This window comes from Rubripirellula lacrimiformis (assembly GCF_007741535.1).
In the GTDB taxonomy this organism is placed as follows: domain Bacteria; phylum Planctomycetota; class Planctomycetia; order Pirellulales; family Pirellulaceae; genus Rubripirellula; species Rubripirellula lacrimiformis.
In genome coordinates, this window is sequence record NZ_CP036525.1 from 6,816,738 (window position 1) to 6,838,345 (window position 21,608).

General features: G+C 58.6%; 11 protein-coding genes. 6 read left to right on the forward strand and 5 right to left on the reverse strand.

The features are described 5' to 3' along the window. Positions 1 to 133: 133 nt before the first annotated feature. Positions 134 to 1,579 (reverse strand): RecQ family ATP-dependent DNA helicase, encoded by a 1,446-nt coding sequence (locus tag K227x_RS23885; protein WP_145173829.1) that lies wholly within the window; start codon positions 1,577 to 1,579, stop codon positions 134 to 136. 253 nt (positions 1,580 to 1,832) lie between these two features. Between K227x_RS23885 and K227x_RS23890 the strand changes: the two genes are divergently transcribed. Further along, the gene (locus K227x_RS23890) at positions 1,833 to 3,083 is read left to right on the forward strand and encodes a GspE/PulE family protein (RefSeq protein WP_145173832.1); all 1,251 of its coding nucleotides are present in this window, start codon (positions 1,833 to 1,835) and stop codon (positions 3,081 to 3,083) included. A gap of 1,514 nt (positions 3,084 to 4,597) precedes the next feature. Here the strand turns inward: K227x_RS23890 and rpoC are convergent. Beyond that, positions 4,598 to 8,971: a DNA-directed RNA polymerase subunit beta' gene (rpoC, locus tag K227x_RS23895; RefSeq protein ID WP_145173835.1), complete on the reverse strand. Its 4,374-nt coding sequence runs from the start codon at positions 8,969 to 8,971 to the stop codon at positions 4,598 to 4,600. Positions 8,972 to 9,155: 184 nt separating this feature from the next. Next, entirely contained in the window at positions 9,156 to 12,881 is a 3,726-nt protein-coding gene (gene rpoB, locus K227x_RS23900) for a DNA-directed RNA polymerase subunit beta (protein ID WP_145173838.1), read from the reverse strand. 977 nt (positions 12,882 to 13,858) lie between these two features. Between rpoB and K227x_RS23910 the strand changes: the two genes are divergently transcribed. Further along, positions 13,859 to 14,827, forward strand: a complete 969-nt coding sequence (locus K227x_RS23910; protein ID WP_145173843.1) for a deoxyhypusine synthase family protein — start codon at positions 13,859 to 13,861, stop codon at positions 14,825 to 14,827. An 805-nt stretch (positions 14,828 to 15,632) separates the two neighbouring features. Here K227x_RS23910 and K227x_RS23915 read toward each other — a convergent pair. Next, positions 15,633 to 16,733 carry a cellulase family glycosylhydrolase gene (locus K227x_RS23915; RefSeq protein ID WP_145173846.1) on the reverse strand — a complete coding sequence of 367 codons (1,101 nt, stop codon included), beginning with the start codon at positions 16,731 to 16,733 and terminating at the stop codon, positions 15,633 to 15,635. 324 nt (positions 16,734 to 17,057) lie between these two features. Here K227x_RS23915 and K227x_RS23920 point away from each other — a divergent pair, with 324 nt between their 5' ends. The 4 genes from K227x_RS23920 to K227x_RS23935 are packed head-to-tail and all read left to right on the forward strand — an operon-like array spanning position 17,058 to position 20,618. Further along, positions 17,058 to 17,555, forward strand: coding sequence for a pilus assembly FimT family protein (locus tag K227x_RS23920; RefSeq protein ID WP_145173849.1), 498 nt, complete (start codon positions 17,058 to 17,060; stop codon positions 17,553 to 17,555). A gap of 11 nt (positions 17,556 to 17,566) precedes the next feature. After that, complete coding sequence (locus K227x_RS23925; protein ID WP_145173852.1) at positions 17,567 to 18,616, forward strand: PulJ/GspJ family protein; 1,050 nt, start codon at positions 17,567 to 17,569, stop codon at positions 18,614 to 18,616. Further along, a complete protein-coding gene (locus K227x_RS23930) occupies positions 18,616 to 19,290 on the forward strand; it encodes a type IV pilus modification PilV family protein (protein WP_145173854.1) in 675 nt (224 codons plus the stop codon). The genes K227x_RS23925 and K227x_RS23930 overlap by 1 nt, the downstream gene beginning before the upstream one ends. Further along, positions 19,290 to 20,618 carry a hypothetical protein gene (locus K227x_RS23935; protein ID WP_145173857.1) on the forward strand — a complete coding sequence of 443 codons (1,329 nt, stop codon included), beginning with the start codon at positions 19,290 to 19,292 and terminating at the stop codon, positions 20,616 to 20,618. The genes K227x_RS23930 and K227x_RS23935 overlap by 1 nt, the downstream gene beginning before the upstream one ends. A gap of 272 nt (positions 20,619 to 20,890) precedes the next feature. On the opposite strand, the gene K227x_RS23940 is transcribed toward K227x_RS23935, so the two are convergent. After that, on the reverse strand, positions 20,891 to 21,541 hold the full coding sequence (locus tag K227x_RS23940) for a PEP-CTERM sorting domain-containing protein (protein WP_145173860.1): 651 nt from the start codon (positions 21,539 to 21,541) through the stop codon (positions 20,891 to 20,893). Between the last annotated feature and the right edge of the window lie 67 nt (positions 21,542 to 21,608).

Here is a 21,608-nt window from a genome sequence, read left to right on the forward strand (position 1 = left end):
CCGGATGGAAGTCAACCGGCAGTTGCCCAACCGACAAGCGGATCACCGTCTTCCCCCATGCGGGAGATTCGATCGGGCAGACACGCCGCGGGCGCATCCCCGCAACGACGATTAGTCACCGCCGATGGCGCCCCTATTCATCATCTGCGATGGGCTCTGAATCGCCCATGAAGTAGCGATTCAGGAACTCTTTTCGATCGCCTTCTTCGGCCGCCAATTGAACCATCGCGTACAGACGCTGTTGGTCGCGGCGTTTCTTTTCCCCCAGCGCCTCGTCATCGGTAAAGTACGCCGGCAGCGGCTCTTGGATTTCGAAACACTCCGGTTCTCGCGGACCTGCGATGACGCCGTGTCGGTCCAACATCGCGATCGCGGTGTCCAATCGATGATCGTGACGACTGACCCGCTGCAGGCGGTCATTAAGCCACTGCAACCCGAATGCCTTGCACTGTTCCGGATGTTCGCCAATCGCCGTGTAGAGGCGGCTATAGAAACTGGCATCCGGATTGGACCATTCGATGAACTGCATCTGGGTCATCAGGTCGGACTGTTCGTACAACCAACGACACAGGCTAGGCCGGCCATCCCGACCGGCCCGTCCGATCTCTTGATAATACGATTCGATCGACCCGGGCGTCTCGGCATGAATCACCATCCGAATGTCTTCTTTATCGACCCCCATCCCAAAGGCCGGCGTGGCCAACACGACATCGGCATCACCGGTCATGAATTCGTCCTGAATGCGTCGCCGTTTGCCCCGCGGTAGATCGCCGTGATAGGTCACATGATCGACCCCGCGCCGCATCAGGGCATCACTGAATCGTTCCAGGGTTTTGATCAGCGAAAAGTAAACGATCACGCTGCCACCGCGGTAAACCGGATCGGCCAAGGTTTCAGCGATCACGTCGATCTTTTCGTCTTCGTCAAAGACGGGCTGAACATCCAGCTTCAAATTGGGACGATCAATCCCTTCGTGGAACAACCGGATGTCGCCGGGGGCAATTCCCATTTGGCGATAGATATCGCTTCGGCATTCGCTGGTCGCCGTCGCGGTCAGCGCGATCGTAACCGGATCGCCCAACTGTTTTCGAATCTGTTGGATCCGGGAATAATCGGGGCGAAAATCATGCCCCCACTGGCTGACACAATGGGCTTCGTCGATCGCCAACAACCGCACATTCCGCTTGGCCAAGACATCACAAAAATCAGCTTTCCGAAACCGCTCGGGGGTCACATACAGCAACCGGTACCGCCCCTTGGAAACATCGTCGTAGCGTTGTTGGCGAGTCGATCGATCCAGCGATGAATTGATGTAAGCGGCGTCAATTCCGCGACGCACCAAGGAACCGACCTGGTCGTGCATCAAAGCAATCAGCGGCGACAAGACCAACACCAGATCGCCCTGGTCGTCAGGCATCGCCAGTGCCGGGATCTGATAACAGACCGATTTGCCCATGCCCGTCGGCATCACCACCATCGCATGCCGGCCAGACATCACATGATCAATCACTTCGGCCTGGCTGCCGCGGAATCGGTCGTAGCCGAAACAGGACTTCAGCAATTGGCGAGGTGAGTTCATCAGGATCAGGGATACGAGGGGGCTTGGGGGGCTAGCTGCTTTGCGATCGGTTCTGTCGCGGCGGCATGCTGGACCGAATCGCATTCTTTGACAAGCGGGCAGCGATCGTGTTTGCCAGCCAGCCCACATCGCCACGGGCCCCCGACAGAGCCAAATTTTGCATTTTGCCGCCCAATGCACCATAGTCTTACCGCAGGCGACAACATGAAACCGCTACTTGATCCGACAACCTGAATCCAGGACGAATCGCACGATGAGCACCGATGACCGAGTGGACTTTGAACCGATCGAAGGCGAAACGGAAGCCGCCCCGCCCGAAGTCTATGCCGCCAACCTGATTGAATGGGCGATTGAACGACACGCCAGCGACCTGTTTGTTTCCGATTCCGAACACTGCGTCATCGTGGCAATCCGGCGACTTGGAAAGATTGAACGCGTCCGCCAACTGGCTCGCGCCTATGGCAAGCGATTGCAGGGACACCTGCGGGTCATCGCGAACGCGGATGCCGGCGAAACGTTGCGTCCGTGTGATGGCCGCGGCGTGCTGACGACACCCAACGGAAACACGGTGGACGTCCGGCTCAGCAGCCTGCCGACTCTGTACGGCCAAGACGTTGCCGTCCGGCTGTTCGACCCCGTCCGCGGTGCTCGATCGCTCGACAATCTTGGATTCGACCCGGAGGAACTCGCGGTGATCCAAGATCTGATCCACCGGCCTTCCGGGTTGGTGCTGGTCGCCGGCCCGGTTGCCAGCGGCAAATCCAGCACACTGTATTCAGCAATCCAAGCGCTCAACGACGGCACTCGCAAGATCCATACGCTCGAGGACCCGATCGAACATTCGCTGCCCGGCGTGATGCAGACGCAGGTGAACCTGAAAGCCGGGCTGGATTTCGCGGACTTGTTGTCTGCCGTTCTTCGCCATAGCCCGGATGTCATCATGGTTGGCGAGATCCGAGACTCACGCACCGCATCGACGGCGGTCCGGGCGGGTGCCAGTGGCCAATTGGTTTTGGCGACCATCCATGCGAAAAGCAGTGCCGAAGCGATCGACGCGATGCTGCAATACGACACCAAACCAAAGTTTCTGGCCGGGGCATTGATCGGCGTCATCAATCAACGCTTGTTGCGGCAACTGTGCCCACGCTGCCGAACCCCGGTGCATCAGGTTGACTTGGATATCGGCGAACGGATTGGATCGCGATTGGACAATCGACCGCCCCGTCTGTTCGAAGCCGTCGGCTGTGACGAGTGCTTTGGTGCCGGCTTTGCATCCCTGGCCTGCGCCCCGGAAATCATGCGAATCGATCGCGCACTGGCCGACGCGATCGGCAACAGCGCATCGGCGCAAGAACTGGAATCGCTCGCCGTCCAGCGCGGCATGCTGTGCCTTGCCGAGGTGGTCGCAGCCAGGGTCTTGCGAGGCGACACAACCGCCTTCGAAGGCAATCGCAGCGTCGCCGATCCGCTACTAGCCAACCTAGCCGCAGTCGCCCAAGGCTAGCCCGCCCAAGACACGGCAGAACCACAGCAGTCCGCCCAAGCCCAATCGTTTCACCACGCGGGCAACGCCCCTCGCGCACCCGCAACCAAACGCGCGGGCACGCCCAAACCCAATCGTTTAACCGCGTGGGCAACGCCCCGCGCGTCCCCGCAGCAAAACGCGCGGGCCGATGGCCACACGGCAAGACAACAGCGCACCACCCAAGACCCAATCGTTTCACCGCGTGGGCAACGCCCCGCGCGTCCCCGCAGCAAAACGCGCGGGCCGATGGCCACGCGGTTAAACGACAGCGCACACCCCGAGACCCAATCGTTTAACCGCGTGGGCAACGCCCCGCGCGTCCCCGCAACCAAACGCGCGGCCCGATGGCCACGCGGTTAAACGACAGCGCACACCCCGAGCCCCAATCGTTTAACCGCGTGGGCAACGCCCCGCGCGTCCCCGCAGCCAAACGCGCGGGCCGATGGCCACGCGGTTAAACGACAGCGCACACCCCAAGACCAATCGTTTCACCGCGTGGGCAACGCCCCGTGCGTCCCCGCAAACAAACGCGCGGGCCGATGGCCACGCGGTTAAACGACAGCGCACACCCCAAGCCCCAATCGTTTAACCGCGTGGGCAACGCCCCGCGCGTACCCGCAGCCAAACGCGCGGGCCGATGGCCACGCGGTTAAACGACAGCGCACACCCCGAGCCCCAATCGTTTAACCGCGTGGGCAACGCCCCGCGCGTCCCCGCAACCAAACTCGAGGCCCGATGGCCACGCGGTTAAACACCAACGCACCACCCAAGACCCGATCGTTTAACCGCGTGGGCAACGCCCCGCGCGTCCCCGCAGCAAAACGCGCGGGCCGATGGCCACGCGGTTAAACGACATCGCACACCCCAAGCCCCAATCGTTTAACCGCGTGGGCAACGCCCCGTGCGCCCCCGCAGCAAAACGCGTGGGCGATGGCCACGCGGCAAAACACCAACGCACTACCCAAGCCCCAATCGTTTAACCGCGTGGGCAACGCCCCGCGCGTCCCCGCAACCAAACGCGCGGGCCGATGGCCACACGGTTAAACGACAGCGCACCACCCAAGACCCAATCGTTTAACCGCGTGGGCAACGCCCCGCGCGTACCCGCAGCCAAACGCGCGGGCCGATGGCCACGCGGTTAAACGACAGCGCACACCCCGAGCCCAATCGTTTCACCGCGCGGGCAACGCCCCGCGCGCCCCCGCAGCCAAACGCGCGGGCCGATGGCCACGCGGTTAAACGACAGCGCACACCCCAAGCCCAATCGTTTCACCGCGTGGGCAACGCCCCGCGCGTACCCGCAGCAAAACGCGCGGGCCGATGGCCACGCGGTTAAACGACAGCAGACCGCCCAAGCCGACTCGTTTCAGCGCGTGGGCAACGCCCCGCGTATCCCCCTGGGCGAACGATAGCGGTACCGAACAAACAAAAAATAAGCCGGCGGTGAATGATCACCGCCGGCTTTGGATGTTTATCGATACTGAATGACGCCTTTAGGCAGGATCCTGTCCGCCACCCAACAACTGGTCCAGCGTTTGATCGCTAGGCATATCGGCGGGTGCTTCGGCAGCTGGCATCTCTGCGGCTGGCGATGGTGATGCAGGCGATGGAGCCGCACCTTCATCAGCATTCAACAGCGGGAAGCTTTCTTCCAGGCTCTGGACAGGTGCACTGGCCAGTTCCTCGAGTGCTTCGCGGCGGTAGTTGACTTCCGATTCTTGGAAGATTCGGAAACCGGTACCGGCCGGGATCAAGTGCCCCAGGATGACGTTTTCCTTCAAACCAACCAACTTGTCGACCTTGCCGGCCAATGCCGCTTCGGTCAACACCTTGGTGGTTTCTTGGAACGACGCTGCCGAGATGAAACTGTTCGACTGAACGGCAGCCTTGGTGATCCCTAGCAACTGAGTACTAGCGGTCGCACTCTTGGGCCGTTTGCCCTTGGCAGGGTCTCCGCCCATCGCTTCGATTTCAGCGTTGGTTTGCTCGAACACTTCCTTGGGAATGATCTGACCTTCGTGGAAATCACTTGCCCCAGGCTTCACGACTCGCAAGCACTTGGCGAGTTCGTCGTTGGCTTGGCGGAAGTGGAACCGGTCCATCACGCTGCCGGGCAACAGGTTGGTGTCACCGGCCGATTCGATCTTCACCTTACGAAGCATCCGGGCGATGATGATTTCGCAGTGCTTGTCGTTAATTTCGACCTTCTGCGATTGGTAAACCTGTTGAATTTCGTGCAGCAAGTACTGCTGAACGGCTTCTTCGCCCGAAACACGCAGGATGTCGTGCGGGACCAATGGGCCTTCGACCAAAGCTTGACCAGCCTTCACGAAGTCACCACTGTGCACTTGGAAGTGCTTCCCGTGCGGCACCAAGTGTTCGCGTTCGATCCCCGATTCGCTGCGGACGATAATCGTTCGCTTGCCACGTTTGCGTTCGGCCAAGATTTCGACTTCACCGTCGACTTCGGCGATAACGGCTGGATCCTTGGGCTTCCGAGCTTCGAAAATCTCGGTCACACGAGGCAGACCACCGGTGATGTCCGACACACCACCACCTTCACGAGGCATTTCAGCCAACACCGTACCGGCGACGATCATGTCGCCACCCTTGGCGATGATCATGGCACGTTCCGGCAGGTATTCGACGTGCAAAGCCTTGCCGTCGGCGTCTTCGACCACCATTTGTGGGTGCAGGTCACCCTTGTGATCCATGATCAGCATGCGAACGTTGCCGCTGGCTTCACGTTCGACACGCATCGTTTCGCCTTCGACGATGTCTTCGAAACGCAGCTTCCCGTTGACTTCCGACAGAATCGGAATCGAATACGGGTTCCATTCGCAAAGCACGGTGCCTTCGTTGACTTTTTCGCCTTCTTTGACACGAATCGCAGCACCGGTCGGCACTGGGTAGGATTCGATTTCGCGACCACGGTCGTCGACCAACGCGATTTCACCGTTGCGGTTCAGCACGATTGGCACACCCTCGGTGTTTTCAACCGCACGCATCCGGGTCAGACGAACTTCGCCGGAACGCTTGCTCTTGATGTCCGATTCAACCGACTGCTTATTCACCGATCCACCAATGTGGAACGTACGCATGGTCAACTGAGTTCCGGGTTCACCAATCGATTGGGCAGCGATGATTCCGACGGCCATGCCCTCTTCGACCAACGTACCGGTCGACATGTCCATCCCGTAACAGCAACGGCAAACCCCTAGCGGAGCGTCGCAGGTCATCGGAGTCCGAACCTGGATCTTTTCCAGCCCCATGCTTTCGATGTTACGAGCGATGTCCGGAGTGATCATTTCGTTCTCGCGAACGATCACTTCGTCGGTCACTGGGTTCACGATCGATTGGCGACTGACCCGACCATTGATCGAATCAACCAAACTGACTTCGACCTTTTCGCCGCGGTAGACAACACCCTTGGTGATCCCTTGGGTGGTGCCACAGTCGTTCATCGTGATGACCACGTTCTGTGCCACGTCGGCCAGTTTCCGAGTCAGGTACCCCGAGTCGGCTGTCTTCAGTGCCGTATCGGCCAGACCCTTTCGAGCACCGTGCGTCGACGAGAAGTATTCCAACACCGACAGGCCTTCGCGGAAGTTAGCCTTAATAGGTGTTTCGATGATTTCGCCGGTTGGCTTCGCCATCAAACCACGCATACCGGCCAATTGACGGATCTGTTCGATACCGCCCCGAGCACCCGAGTGCGACATCAAGTACACCGGGTTGATGTACCAGCCGCCTTCGCGGATGTCGTTCTTCATCGCCTGCATCATGTCCGTGGTGATCAACTCGCGAGCCGACGTCCATTCGTCCAGCACGTGGTTGTATCGTTCGGCCCCGGTCATCAGCCCGCGTTCGTACGACTTCTTCAGCTTCATGACTTCTTTTTCGGCCTTCTTGATGAAGTCCGTCTTGGTGTCCGGCGTCACCAAGTCATCCGTCGCGAACGACAAACCACTTCGCGTCGATTCGCGGAAACCCGTTTGCATCATGTCGTCCAACAAGTGGATCGTCGCACGACGGCCCAAGCGTTGGTAGCAATCGCTAATGGCAAGTGCCAAGTCACCGCTCTTCATCGGCTGGTTGTAATAGTCCATGCCGTCGGGAAGCATTTCGTTGAAACGAACACGGCCCGGAGTGGTGTCGATGATGTCGCCATACTTGCCGTCACCGTTTTCGGTTTTCAAGCGTTGGAACTTGGGCAGACGCATCTTGATCTTCGCATGCACGGCGATGGCGCCTTGGGCGAATGCCAAGTCGACTTCGTCGTACCCCGAGAAGATCATGCCTTCGCCACGCTGGTCGGGCATTTCGGCGGTCATGTAGTAGCAACCCATGACGATGTCCTGCGACGGCGACATGATCGGCTTGCCATTACTTGGCGCGAACACGTTGTTGGTCGACATCATCAAAGTGTGGGCTTCGACTTGCGCTTCGATCGAAAGCGGCAAGTGAACGGCCATCTGGTCACCGTCAAAGTCGGCGTTGAAACCCTTGCAAACCAATGGGTGCAAGTGAATCGCGTTGCCTTCGACCAATACCGGTTCAAACGCTTGGATGCCCATCCGGTGCAACGTCGGTGCCCGGTTCAGCAAGACGGGGTGATTGGTGATGACCTGTTCCAGGATATCCCAAACCTCTTCGTCTTTGCGTTCCAGCATCTTCTTGGCCGACTTGATCGTGTCGGCGTGGCCGAGCTCTTTCAGGCGACGGATGATGAAGGGCTGGTACAGTTCCAACGCGATCTTCTTGGGCAATCCGCACTGGTGCAGCTTCAAGCGTGGACCGACCACGATCACGCTACGTGCCGAGTAATCGACTCGCTTGCCGAGCAGGTTTTCGCGGAAACGACCTTGTTTCCCCTTGATCATGTCGGTCAAGGATTTCAGCGGTCGGTTCGACGAACCCAACACGGGACGCTTGCAACGGTTGTTGTCGAACAACGCATCGACGGACTGCTGCAGCATTCGCTTTTCGTTGCGAATGATGACTTCCGGCGCGTTCAAATCGACAAGCTTACGCAGTCGGTTGTTACGGTTGATGATCCGGCGATACAGATCGTTCAAGTCGGACGTTGCGAAGTTACCGCTGTCCAGCAACACCAACGGACGCAAATCCGGAGGAATCACGGGCACGACGTCCAACACCATCCACTCGGGACGGTTGTCGCTGTCACGGATCGATTCCACGATCTTCAGGCGGTTGATCAGGTCTTTCTTTTTCTGTTTCGATCCGGTTTCCACCAGGTCGATCCGAAGCTGTTCGGACAGCGTGACCAGGTCCAACAGGTTCAACAGTTTGCGTACCGCTTCGGCACCCATGTCGGCTTCGAACGAACCGTCACCGTACTGTTGGCGAGCGGCGCGGTACTCTTCTTCGGTCAACAGTTGACGCGGTTCCAAGTCGGTCGTGCCGGGATCGATGACCACGTAGTCTTGGAAATAGATGACCTTTTCAAGCGAACTGGTCTTCATGTCCAACAGGTTGCCCAAGCGCGACGGCATCGCCTTGAAGAACCAAATGTGAACAACGGGAGCGGCCAATTCGATGTGGCCCATCCGTTTACGACGGACACGACTGTGAGTGACTTTCACACCACAGCGGTCGCAGATCATGCCCTTGTACTTCATGCCGCGGTACTTGCCGCAGGCACATTCCCAGTCCTTTTCAGGGCCGAAAATCCGTTCACAGAACAGCCCGTCTTTTTCGGGACGGTAGGTACGGTAGTTGATCGTTTCGGGCTTCTTTACTTCGCCGAACGACCACCCTTTGATGTCTTGCGGGCGGGCAAGCGAGATGCGTACCGAAGCGTAGTCGTTGATGCGATCGTAGTTGCTGGTTTCGCCATTTGACATGGGGAACTAAGCCTTAGGTTTTAGGTGTTGGTTGTTAGGATTTAACCGCCGGGCCAGGCCCGCGTTACCACCGGCAAACGCGCGAGGGGCGATTGCCGGTTAATCAATTCCTGTCGAGAGAGGGCAAGGTCCTAGGCGTGCTGGATTTCTCCGCACCCCCAAAACCGAATACCTAATCCCTCTCTCAGATCGCTCGTTTTTCTAACTGCATGTTGAGCGCCAGACCACGAATTTCGTTGGTTAGAACGTCGAACGATGCCGGCGTACCGGCTTCCAACGTGTTCTCGCCCTTGACCATCGATTCGTAGATCTTCGTACGTCCTTCGACGTCGTCGCTCTTGACCGTCAACAACTCTTGCAAGATGTAAGCAGCACCGTATGCCTCCAACGCCCACACTTCCATTTCTCCGAAGCGTTGGCCGCCGAAGCGGGCCTTGCCACCGAGCGGTTGTTGGGTGATCAACGAGTAAGGGCCCGTCGATCGTGCGTGTACCTTGTCGTCGACCAAGTGGTGCAGCTTCAACATGTAGATGTAGCCCACGGTCGTTTCCTGCTCCATCGCTTCGCCCGTCCGACCATCGGTCAAACGGATCTTACCGTGAGCCGGCAAACCGGCTTCGGCCAGACACTTGTTGATGTCGCCTTCGGTCGCACCATCAAAGACAGGCGTGATCGCTTGGAATCCAAGCTTGGCACCAGCCCAACCCAGGTGAGTTTCCAAAATCTGTCCCACGTTCATCCGCGATGGAACGCCCAGTGGGTTCAGCATGATTTGGATCGGCGTACCATCGGGCAAGAACGGCATGTCCTCGATCGGAAGGATCTTGGCGATCACACCCTTGTTCCCGTGACGACCGGCCATCTTGTCACCGACGCTGATCGTTCGCTTGGTAGCGACATAGATCTTGACCATCTGCAACACACCGCTGCGAAGTTCATCGCCACGCTTCATGCTGTTGAGGGCACGGTCGCGAGTATCGATGGCTTGTTCAACGTTGGTCCACTGTTGGGCAAAGACCTTCTCGACCTCGGCCTTCTTTTCTTCGTCTTTGACCTGATCCAAAAGGTGATCGATGCGGAATCCGGTGGCTCGTTCGGCGACGAACTTAGGATCTTGACCGTCGGCCAATGGCGTTCCGGTCGAATCCTTCAGCTTCATGCCGGCGGCTTCTTCCAGATCACGAACCAAGGCTTCGAAGGTGCTGGCGATTTCGCCGTTACCTTCGCTCTCGGCTTCCTTCAGGTCTCGTTCGAACGCCTTTCGCTCGTCTTCGGACAGACTCATACGGCGACTGAATTTGTGCGTATCGATGACGATACCTTCGATCCCCGATGGCACTTCCAGCGAATCGTTCTTCACGTCTTCACCGGCACGACCGAAGATGGCGTGCAACAGTTTTTCTTCCGGAGTCAATTCCGTCTTGCTCTTCGGCGACACCTTGCCGACCAGGATATCGCCCGGTTTGACGTAGGTACCGACGTTCACAATCCCGCTGTCGTCCAGGTTCCGCAGAGCCTTTTCGGAAACGTTGGGAATGTCGCGAGTGAATTCTTCGCGGCCGAGCTTCGTTTCGCGAATTTCGACATCGAAGTCTTCGATGTGAATCGACGTATAAGTGTCGTTCCGCACCAATTCTTCGCTGATGATGATCGCATCTTCGTAGTTGTAGCCGTCAAACGACATGAATCCGACCAACACGTTGCGTCCGAGTGCCAATTCACCATTCTGGGTGGCAGCACCGTCAGCGATGATCTGATTCTTTTCGACCTTGTCGCCAAGACCGATGATCGGACGTTGGTTTTGACAGGTCCGTTCGTTCAGGCCTTCGTATTTCTTCAGGTCATAGTGATCGCTGCCGATTTCGATGCGAGTCGAATCGACGTAGGTGACTTTGCCGGCACGGCGAGCACGTACGACCATCGCACTGTTCTTGGCGACTTCGCGTTCCATCCCCGTTCCGACGATCGGAGGCTCGGCGACCAACAACGGCACAGCTTGCCGCTGCATGTTCGATCCCATCAAAGCACGGTTCGCATCATCATGCTCCAAGAACGGGATCAACCCGGCCGACACACCTACCATTTGGGCCGGTGCGACGTCCATGTAGTGGACCTGTTCAGGCTGCACAATTTGGAAGTCACTGCGGAACCGAGCGATCATGTTTGGACCGGGAACCAGAGCCCCGTCGGTGACCTCGGTATCGGCAGGCGCGACATAGGATTCGCTTTCCTCGTCCGCACGCAACCAAACCGTTTCGTCCGTGACCTTTCCTTCCTTGATCTTGCGGTAAGGCGTGATCAAGAAACCGTAGTCATCGACGCCTGCGAAAATCGCCAACGACGAAATCAGACCAATGTTCGTGCCTTCCGGCGTTTCGATAGGACAGATACGTCCGTAGTGCGAAATGTGAACATCGCGAACTTCAAAACCAGCTCGTTTCCGGTTCAAACCGCCTGGGCCCAGTGCCGAAAGCCGACGTTCGTGAGCCAGTTGCGACAACGGGTTCGTCTGGTCAACCACCTGCGAAAGTTCGCCACGACCAAAGAAGTAGTCGATCGCCGCAGAAACACTCTTGGGGTTGATCAGGCTACGCGGCGACATGTCGGTCGCGTCCTTGATGCTCATCCGTTCCTGAACGGTCCGGCGAAGCTTCAAGAATCCCTTTCGGAGTTCTTCGCTGGCCAATTCGTCGATCGTTCGCAGACGACGGTTGCCCAGGTGGTCGATGTCGTCGATTTCCGCCTTGCTGTCGGCGTCAAACAGATCGATCAGATATCGGATCGCCGAGATCATGTCGTCGGGACGCAGACACATCTCCGTCTCGGGCACTTCCAGGCCTAGCTTCCGATTCAAGCGGAAACGCCCAACCTTGCCCAACCGGTATCGATTGTCGTCGTAAAACTTCTCGGTGAACAACGTGCGCGCTTTTTCAAGCTGCGGCGGGTTGCCCGGACGCAGACGCTGATAGATCCGCAGCAACGCTTCTTCGTGGCTGGCGGTGTTGTCATCGATCAACGAGTTGAAGATCAATGGGATCTTCGGCGCATCCATCGCGTCGATGCTTTTCACACCGGCGGTGCAGATGATCTCGGCAACTTCCTTGCTGATTTTGTGGCCGGCTTCGACGATGATTTCGCCAGCTCGTTCCGATTCGCTCGGATACACCACATCGTCAACCGCGATCTTGCCTTCGATCGATTCAGCCGACTTGCTGCTGCCGATCTTGATCGTGCCGGTTTCGTAGAACGCGTTCAGGATGTCGGCGTCGGTCGAATACTTCGGATCCATCGCACGCAGCAGCGTGGTGGCCGAGAACTTACCGCTCTGGTCAATCCGAACCGTCAACGCATCTTTCTTGGTCACGTTGACTTCGATCCACGAACCCCGTTCAGGGATCACGCGGCACGAAGGCAGTTTCCGGTCCGTGGTCGTGTCCTGTTCCAGAACGAAGTCGACACCGGGACTACGGTGCAACTGGCTGACGACCACCCGTTCGGCACCGTTGATGATGAATTCACCACCGCCCAACATGATTGGCAGGTCACCCAGATAGACCTCTTCTTCCAACGGTTCTTCACGATTCAATCGCAACCAGATTCGCAGCGGGCGACCATAGGTCAAACGCAGCTGACGACACTCTTGGCTGGTGTAGCGAGGCTTGCCCAGTTCGTAGTACAGGTACTCCAGCGTCGTATTGCCGTCGTAACTGCTGATCGGAAAGATCTCGTGCAGAACGGATTCCAACCCATGCAGCTTGCGGCTACGAGAATCCGTGTGCTCCTGAAGAAACTCAGCGTACGAAGCGGTCTGCAGAGCGGTCAGGTCCGGAAGCTCGAAATTGCCTCCCAAACCGGTGCCGAAGTGACGGACAGTTGTCGGCTCTAGTCGACGGTGACTGGTGGTTGCCATCGTTTAGAAAAGCTCCTTTAAGGGCCAGGCCATGGAAAGCCGGGGATGTGTGCGGGCGTGTGAAGGACGCGGGCCAGAATGCGCGGTGACGTTCGAAAACGAACCACAAGCTGCAGAGAACGAAAAGACGCCGATCGCCCGAGGCGAGGGCGAGAATGCGCTCAGTGCACGAGCAAGCCGACGAACCGCAGCCGTTTCGAAAAACGTCTGGGTCGCTGGAGGATGGGGAAACGGGCGAGAACGCAACATTGGGCCGATGATCACTCCCGAAAACTATCACACTGACTAAGTGTCGAAAAGGCCAAACCCGACTTTTTGGCCCGAATTGTGCTATGCGGCGTTTTCCACGCAAAAAGCAGCCATACACGCCCAAAACTTTTTCTCGATTTTTCCTCAAGCCGTTTCAGAAGAAACAAAACTCGAGGAAGTTTTTTCTTTTCTTGCGGTCCGGTTGCCGCCAGTAGCAGCGATGTGCGGCGGCCTGCCGACCGCTAGGAAATTAACTTTTGGGATTTTGGGGAGATGTGTAGGTTTTGTTTTTTTCGGTTTTTTTGTTTGTTGTTGGCGTTGGGGTGGGGGCCTGGAGCGGAGACGGACGGCCCCCCTCACCCCAGCCCTCTCCCCCCCGGACTGGATTCGAGTTCCACTCGAATCCAGTCCGGGGGGGAGAGGGGGCAAGAAGACGGCTGCCCGCCGCCGAATCCGGGGGAGGTGCATCCCACTCTCCCACTCTCCCACTCTCCCACTCTCCCACTCTCCCACTCTCCCACTCTCCCACTCTCCCACTCTCCCACTCTCCCACCTCCCAAATTTGCATTTTGAAATGTTCATTTTGCAATTTGCAATCTCCTCCCCCCCGCCTCCTCTTTTCCTGACGGGTTGCCGACCGGACCATCCGATCGGAAGCTATAGCCGCGACTCCTCCGTCTCACTCCAACCCCTTTTTCATTCACACCGACACTTTGGCGGCACGACGCATGAACGTTACCGAACTTCTTGAAAATCACTTTCGCCATTTCAACGCCCGCGAACTGGTCGCCGCTGCCAAAGCCTATGGCGAGTTTGTTTCGGCCGAAAACAATGGGCGGATGATGGTGACGCTGGCCGGTGCGATGAGCACGGGCGAACTGGGGCTGTCGCTTGCCCCCATGATTCGGGCTGGCAAGATCCACGCGATCACGTGCACCGCGGCCAACCTCGAAGAAGACATGTTCAACTTGGTCGCGCACGACGAGTACCAGATCGTCGAAAACTGGCGTGCTCTATCGACCGAGGACGAAGTCGCCCTGCGTGACAAAGGATTCAATCGCGTCACCGACACCTGCATCCCTGAAACCGTGATGCGGCATATCGAAGGACGATTGACACCGATGTGGCAAGAAGCGGCCAAGTCGAACAAAGGCCGGATGCCGGTCGATTTCATGTTCGACCTATTGGACGACAAGGACCTGGTCCAGCACTACCAAGTCCCCCGCGAACACAGCTGGTTGGCCGCCGCCAAGGACATGGACATCCCTGTCTTCACACCCGGGTTCGAAGACTCCACCCTGGGCAACATCTACGCCGCCCGCGTGATTGATGGCACAGTGCCCAATCACACTGCGATCGCGACAGGCACCTATCAGATGCAGCGACTGGCACAGTGGTACGAAGAGGAATCGAAGGAATCGCCGATCGGTTTCTTCCAAATCGGTGGTGGCATCGCCGGTGACTTCCCGATCTGTGTCGTACCGATGCTGATTCAGGACCTGAAAAAAGACATTCCGCTGTGGAGCTATTTCTGCCAGATCAGTGACGCCGTCACTAGCTTTGGTGGATACAGCGGCGCGGTGCCCAACGAAAAGATCACCTGGTGCAAACTGGAAGCCGAAGGCCCCAAGTTCATGATCCAATCGGACGCATCGATCTGCGCCCCGCTGATCTTCGCTCACGTCCTGGGCTGGTAGTCCACAACCACCAGCAGACCGCCGATATCGCGAGACGCTCAGCCACGCGCGACAGGCTCCCGTGCACGCGCATCGTTTCACAACGCGTGCTCAGCAGGGCTGCGCGCTTGGTGGGTGGACGCACGGGGCGTTGCCCACGCGGTGAAACGATCGGGGTGCGGGCGAGTGGGGATGGGGTGCGGGATGGGTGCGGGATCGCATCGTTTAACCGCGTGCCCAGCGGGCCGCGCGTTTGGTGGGTGGACGCACGGGGCGTTGCCCACGCGGTTAAACGATCGGGGTGCGGGCGAGTGGGGATGGGCACGGGTTCCCTCGTTTAACCGCGTGCCCAGCGGGCCGCGCGTTTGGTGGGTGGACGCACGGGGCGTTGCCCACGCGGTTAAACGACGGGGTGCGGGCGAGTGCGGATAGGGTGCGGGTTCGCATCGTTTAACCGCGTGCCCAGCGGGCCGCGCGTTTGGTGGGGTGGACGCACGGCGCGTTGCCCACGCGGTGAAACGATAGGGGTGCGGGCGAGTGGGGATAGGGTGCGGGTTCACATCGTTTAACCGCGTGCCCAGCGGGCCGCGCGTTTGGTGGGTGGACGCACGGGGCGTTGCCCACGCGGTTAAACGACGGGGTGCGGGTGCGTGGGGGTGCGGGTTCGCATCGTTTAACCGCGTGCCCAGCGGGCCGCGCGTTTGGTGGGGTGGACGCACGGGGCGTTGCCCACGCGGTTAAACGATCGGGTGCGGGTGCGTGGGGGTGCGGGCGAGTGGGGTGCGGGTGCGTACGAGTGGGGCCGAGCGACGGCCCACGCTTGCGACTATGGCTGCGGGGCTAACTGCTTGAATCGGTCCAACCAGGATGCGGTGATGGCGCTGGCAATCGACGCCGGTTCGTCCGATCGCAATTGGTCCGCGGTTTTCCCCCAATAGAAACTGATCCAGCCGTCCGCGAAGTCCGACGATTGGTCGACGAACTGCGCCAACTCGTCGACGCTGCACTTCATCGGAAACATCTCCTCGATGATCAACGGCTTGCCGACATCGTAGGCCTTCAGCGCCTCGATCGCCTTGTCCACTTCGCCGGCCTTGGGATAGAAGTGAACGGCGACAAAGTCCAGTGGTTCGGCGACCGCGGCGGAATGGAACAACGGTTCGCCCGCACCGAAGACATGCACCCACGGGATCACGCCGACCGTCAACAAGTGTTCCTTGTCGTGTTTGCGAATCGCATCGGTCATCTGCTTGATCCAAGCCCCAGCGATCTGTTGACGCGTGCGGCCATGGAGGTGCGTCGCGATCCGCTGGACAAAGAACTTGCCGCCAAGTTCCCCCAACAACCAATCATCCGTCGGCACCTTGCCGGGCAGCACCGGTTCGTTCATCAGGTCATAGCAGAATACCGCAGGGCTTCCCTGGCATCGCTGGGCTACCGCTTCCCAGAACACCGCCTGTGCATCCCATCGGCGCTGTTCGTCCAGCTTGTCGTACCAGGCTGGGACGTGCTGTTTGTGATAGCAGGCTAGCCCAGTGATATCGAGATACAGCCCGGCCTGCTCGGCCAATCGAACCAGCCTTTCCAACCGGTCCAGCGACCGGACGTTGGGCAGGTCCGGTTGATCCATGAACAGTCCGAATTGAAGATGGACTCGCACACAGTTGGCTCCCAGCGATCGGATCTCTGCAAAATCGTCGACCACCGTCTGCCAATCATCCGTCCAGTATTCGTCCAACAACCTGCCGTCGGAATCATGGTCGTAGTTCACACCCCAGATGACGATCGGCTGATCATTGTCACCGCGCACGAACCCCGAACCATCCGGGCTGACACGGATACGCTGCAGCGGCTCGGCCGCCGTCGCGCTGGACTGAACCAGCAACCACGACAGGATCAACAAACTGACACGCGGATAATGGATCATGATTCGCTGCTGCCAATGGGGTTGGAGAGGATGCGGCCAAAGGCCAGCGATTCTACCACCCGGCCAGTACCGAATCTCGGTTTGAGGATACGTCTGAGTTCTGGTTTTAAAAAATGGGCGGGAGGTCGGGTGGATTCGGCGATGGAGGGTGGGTTATGCGGGGTGTGCGGGTGATCCGGCGATGATTGGCGGAAAGATCGGCTCCCCGGTGCTCGGATGTGACCTAAGTTTCAGCAGCAAACGGCCGTAGGGATATTCGGCCGTTGGTCCTTGCCGAAGTTCGGCGGGTACTGATTGTTGTTTGGCCACGATAGGGGTTCACTCGTGCAAACTCGCCGCAGCGGCATCACGATGATCGAATTGACGATTACGGTTTTGATCGTTGGACTGATCGCAGCCGTAGCAACTCCTCAATTTGCAGCCTCCACATGCGTGGCGAACCTGCAGTCGGCGGCGTACCACGTGGCTGCCGATGTGGAGCATATTCGCCGCTCTGCGATCGTTACCGGGCGTCCAACGTCGATCGACTTCGACAATTCGACAGCCCAGTACGAGAGCGTCACCGTATTTTCCACCCAGCGCAAGGGAACCCTGGTCGACGTCGAACTTCGCCAACTGTCTGACTCGTCCACTCAGATGATCGCGGACTTTGATGGCGAATCTTCGCTGAGCTTTGACACCGAAGGGGTGCCTCGAGCCGGATCGGCGGCGATGACCAGCGGATCGATCGACCTTCGATGCGGCGGCTTTCGTTACGTCGTCACGATCGCCAAGGGAACCGGCGCCGTGTCAGTGGCCAGTGCTGCGATGCCTTTGGAATGAGAAGACGGAACATGAAACGAAACGCATTCACATTGATCGAATTGATCCTTGCGGTCGCAGCGTCCGCCATGGTGATGGTGTCGCTGACCGGATCGGTCATGGTGGTATCGGGTCTGCTGCAGCCGGATGAACAGGCGGCACAATTTGCGATCGATCGCCAAATCTCTGACCGCGTGTCCGAAGACCTTCGCTACAGCACTGCGATTGGACCGCTGCCGTCGGGCAGCGGATTCCGCCTGACGCGAACCGAACCAGCCGGCGCAACCGCCACACTAGACTACAAGGCCGACTGGACAGGACTGACCCGGACGGTCGGATCGGCCCCGGAGATTACACTAGACACGGTAGGTGTTAGCCACCAGTTTCAGATCGATGGCGTTTCGGGCGCAAGCTGGACTCCGCCACCTGTGGTGTATCCCCAATTCCGATCTGGCAGCGCAGGCGCAACCTCTGGCAGCACGGACAAACTTTCGGTCCCCACGCCGGCCGGGGTGATCGACGGCGACCTAATCTTGCTGTGCTTCTCGGGCCGTTCGCCTTACACAGTCGAACTATCGAAGAAAAATGAGTGGAGCACACTAGTCCACACTGACAACAACGGGCTGCTACTGTTCGTTGCCTACCGATGGGCCAGCAGTAATTTCAAGGACGAGATTGATGTTAAGGTGACCCCCAATTCCAGGTTCGCTGTCTCTATGGCAGCCTTTTCCAATGTCCGAGCCAACAGCCCGATTGGATCGATCAGCATATACAAAAACACCAGCAAGTCTTCGGGCCTGAACCCGCTAGCGCTAGAGCCGGCGTCGATGAACGCCAACGATTTGAACATCCAAATCATTGCGGGGGAAGGATCGCCATGGGTCAACGGAACAATTGGCATGTCATCCTTCGTCGACATTGAACAGATCAGCGCGCCCGGCACACTATTCCCATCCAATTCGATAGGCATCACCCTGCGACGCGGAAGTTCAGCCTCGCTAACGCCGCCGCAGATGCATCACTCCATTTTCTTCTCGGGCTATCTGGTCCAGGCCGGCATCGTGTTGCAGGGGCCGCTGTGATGAACCACCAATGCAACGGCACCGCGAATCAATCATGGCGTAGCTCTCCCGCAGCCAACCGCGTTGGGATCACTCTGATCGAGGTCCTGATCTCGCTCGTTCTGGTTTCCATGGTGATCTTGGTATCGCTGGTGTCATCCGCGAACCTGTATCGCCATCGGTCATTGTCAAAGTCGGCTGTGATGGCATCGCATCTAGCGAGCCAGATGCTGGACGAAGCAACCGCCATGGCGTTTCGCGATTCGGACGCCCCACTGTTTGGCATCGAGGTCGACGAAGCCGCTGCCAACGCAGGCCAATCGGATCGACTGGCATTTGACGACGTTGATGACTATCACGCCTACACCTCTTCACCGCCCGTCCATCGCGGTGGGGAATTGATTGACGGGTACAGCGGTTGGCAGGTTGCGTTCACAGTGCAACCGGCCCAGACAACGACCGCAGGCGTCGAAGCGATCGTCGATCCAGACAGCCGACTGCGGCTAATCACGGTGACATGCACGGCCCCATCAGGCGACACATCGATCGAAACCGCCGTCGTTTCGGATTCGCCGACATCCGTCGACGCCGCCGATTCGTACGAACAATTCCGAAGAATCACTCTTTACTTATCTGACGGCCGAACGCTACGCACCGCTGCACCGCTACGCAATCAACCCGATCAGGTGCCATAATGCTGGGCTACGCACACTTCACAGCTGGGCCTCGGCCAACAGGGAATCGCAGCCGCCCGCGGCAAGGGTATCTGTACGTCGCAGTCCTGCTGACATCGTTGGTGGTGTCCAGTCTGCTTGCCGCTGCCTTGACGGTATCCACCGCAACGCTTAGCGGCCAATCCGACATCGAAGACCGAGGCCGAGCGATCCGTTTGGCGGAAAGCGAAATGCACCGTCTGGCTTCCACGATGCGCGTCAGCACTCTATGGCGAACGGCAAACATCAGTGGCGACTTTTCCACTTGGCGAACATGGTCGTCCGGCGCCGTCGTCCTATCAGGACCGCCGGGCCAGGTTCGATACCGATACACCGACCTGGATGGAGACTTGGCAGACGATCCGCGTGACGATGTCGAACTGACCGTTCACACGAAGGTTGGCCGAGCCGAGTACGCCGTATCGGCGACGCTGCAGTGGGACCGCGTTCCTTATCGCTGGCTGAACTACGACGTCACATCGTTCGACAATCTTGGATTCCAGTATTGGTCCACGCTCAGCACCGAAGGACCGACCCAGGTCGCGGGCGACTGCACGGCAACACTGGGCGGGTACCTGATGACGCCCCAATTGGAATGCAACGGATCCGTATCATCGACGCTGCAAGGAACACAGGTCGCGGGAAATATCGGTTCGCCGCCCGCCGACTTGGTCGGACAGTACGAACTGGCTGGAACGGTGGTGCTGCGAGGTTCCATTCCCGTCATCAGTTCGAATCACACCATCCAAAAGTGTGTCCTGTCGCCGACGTCCAACCCGTTCGGCGCGGCCAACGCCGAAGGCGTCTACAACATCGACATGCAAAACCAAAAACTAGTGATCCAGGACTGCCGGATCAGCGGGACATTGGCAATTCGAAATGCAAGCGAGATCGTGATTCGCAACGGGGTTCACTGGTCCTACCCGACCACCGCCGATGCCATCCTAGTGACGGACTCGCCCGTCACCATCACGGGCATCGACCGCTCTTTTGGCGAAGCCGACCTGAACGTCAACTTCAACCCAACAAGCACGCCCTTCCGCGGCACGAGTGACATCGAAAAAGATGACCTGTACTCATCGGAATTCCGTGGCGTGATCTACTCGTCATCCACCGCGACATTGGAAGCCACCGACGGCGACTGGAACCTGATCATCATCGGAGCAGTCGTCGCCAACGGCATCAGCGTTACCGGGCATGCCAGCATATTCAAACTGCACGAACTATCAGACGACCCAGCGGACCGATTGTGCGACCCAAACCCAATGCGGTTTGTACGCGGTTCATGGCGGCGAATCGATTCGCCCTAGCAGATCCGGCAATCCCACATCCCAACCGCCGCCAAACATGCCGGAGCGGCGCTTCGGTTGGTCCGGCCTACGTTGCTACGTGGCCAGATTCAGTGAGCCGTGATCGCGTCAGCGGCCGGGCATTCCGCACCGACCGGCGGCACGAACTTGCCCCCAGACCCAAAGAAAGCCCCGACGTTTTCACATCGAGGCTTCCTTGGATCATAGACCATCCGACCGCATCCACGCACCGACCAACATCAGCGATGCAGGCGGTCGATTCAAACTGGCGCCTAGACAGCGGCCTTGGCAAGCTTGCGGCGGCGAAGTCGATAAGCAGCGACTCCACCGACAGCGGCCAAAGCCAAAACCGTCGAAGGCTCCGGCACGGCAGCGACACTAAGCGTTAGCGACCGACTAGTAAACAAATCGTCGGAGATGACGCCACCGTTGCTGAGACGGAAGTTGTTGACGCTCGCCTGCGGGTCGGCGAACGTGAATCGAGAACTGCCGCCCACCGTCGCCGGCGCGACCAAATCAACAGTGCCCAACAGAAACTCGGCAACGTTGCCATTGGAAACCGCCGAACGTGCACCGACAAAACTGAGCTCGCTCAGGGTGTTCGGGGAACTCAAAGCCGTTCCAGCGCCGACTTGAGTTGCATTCGTTGCGCTGCCTTCGCCGTCAGCGAGGACCTGAACCGCAAACGAGAGGACCGGGGCGCTGGCCAGCACGGATGCGTCAACCTCCGCTTTGGTTTCACGCAGATAGACCTCGGCACCAGCAAAAACCTGGCCAGGTGCCGCCGGAATGATGATGTCGGCAGCTTCGCTACCGGCGATCTTGAAGAACACGTCATAGACCAATGCAGCCTGACTGATCGGAGCACTGGCAAAACTAAACAAGACAGCCATCGCGATGGCGCCCAGGAATCGTACACTCATCAAAGAATCCTCGAAGGGGGGAAGGTGCCGCCCTGGCTTTGAATCAGAATCAACTGATCCAGCGGTG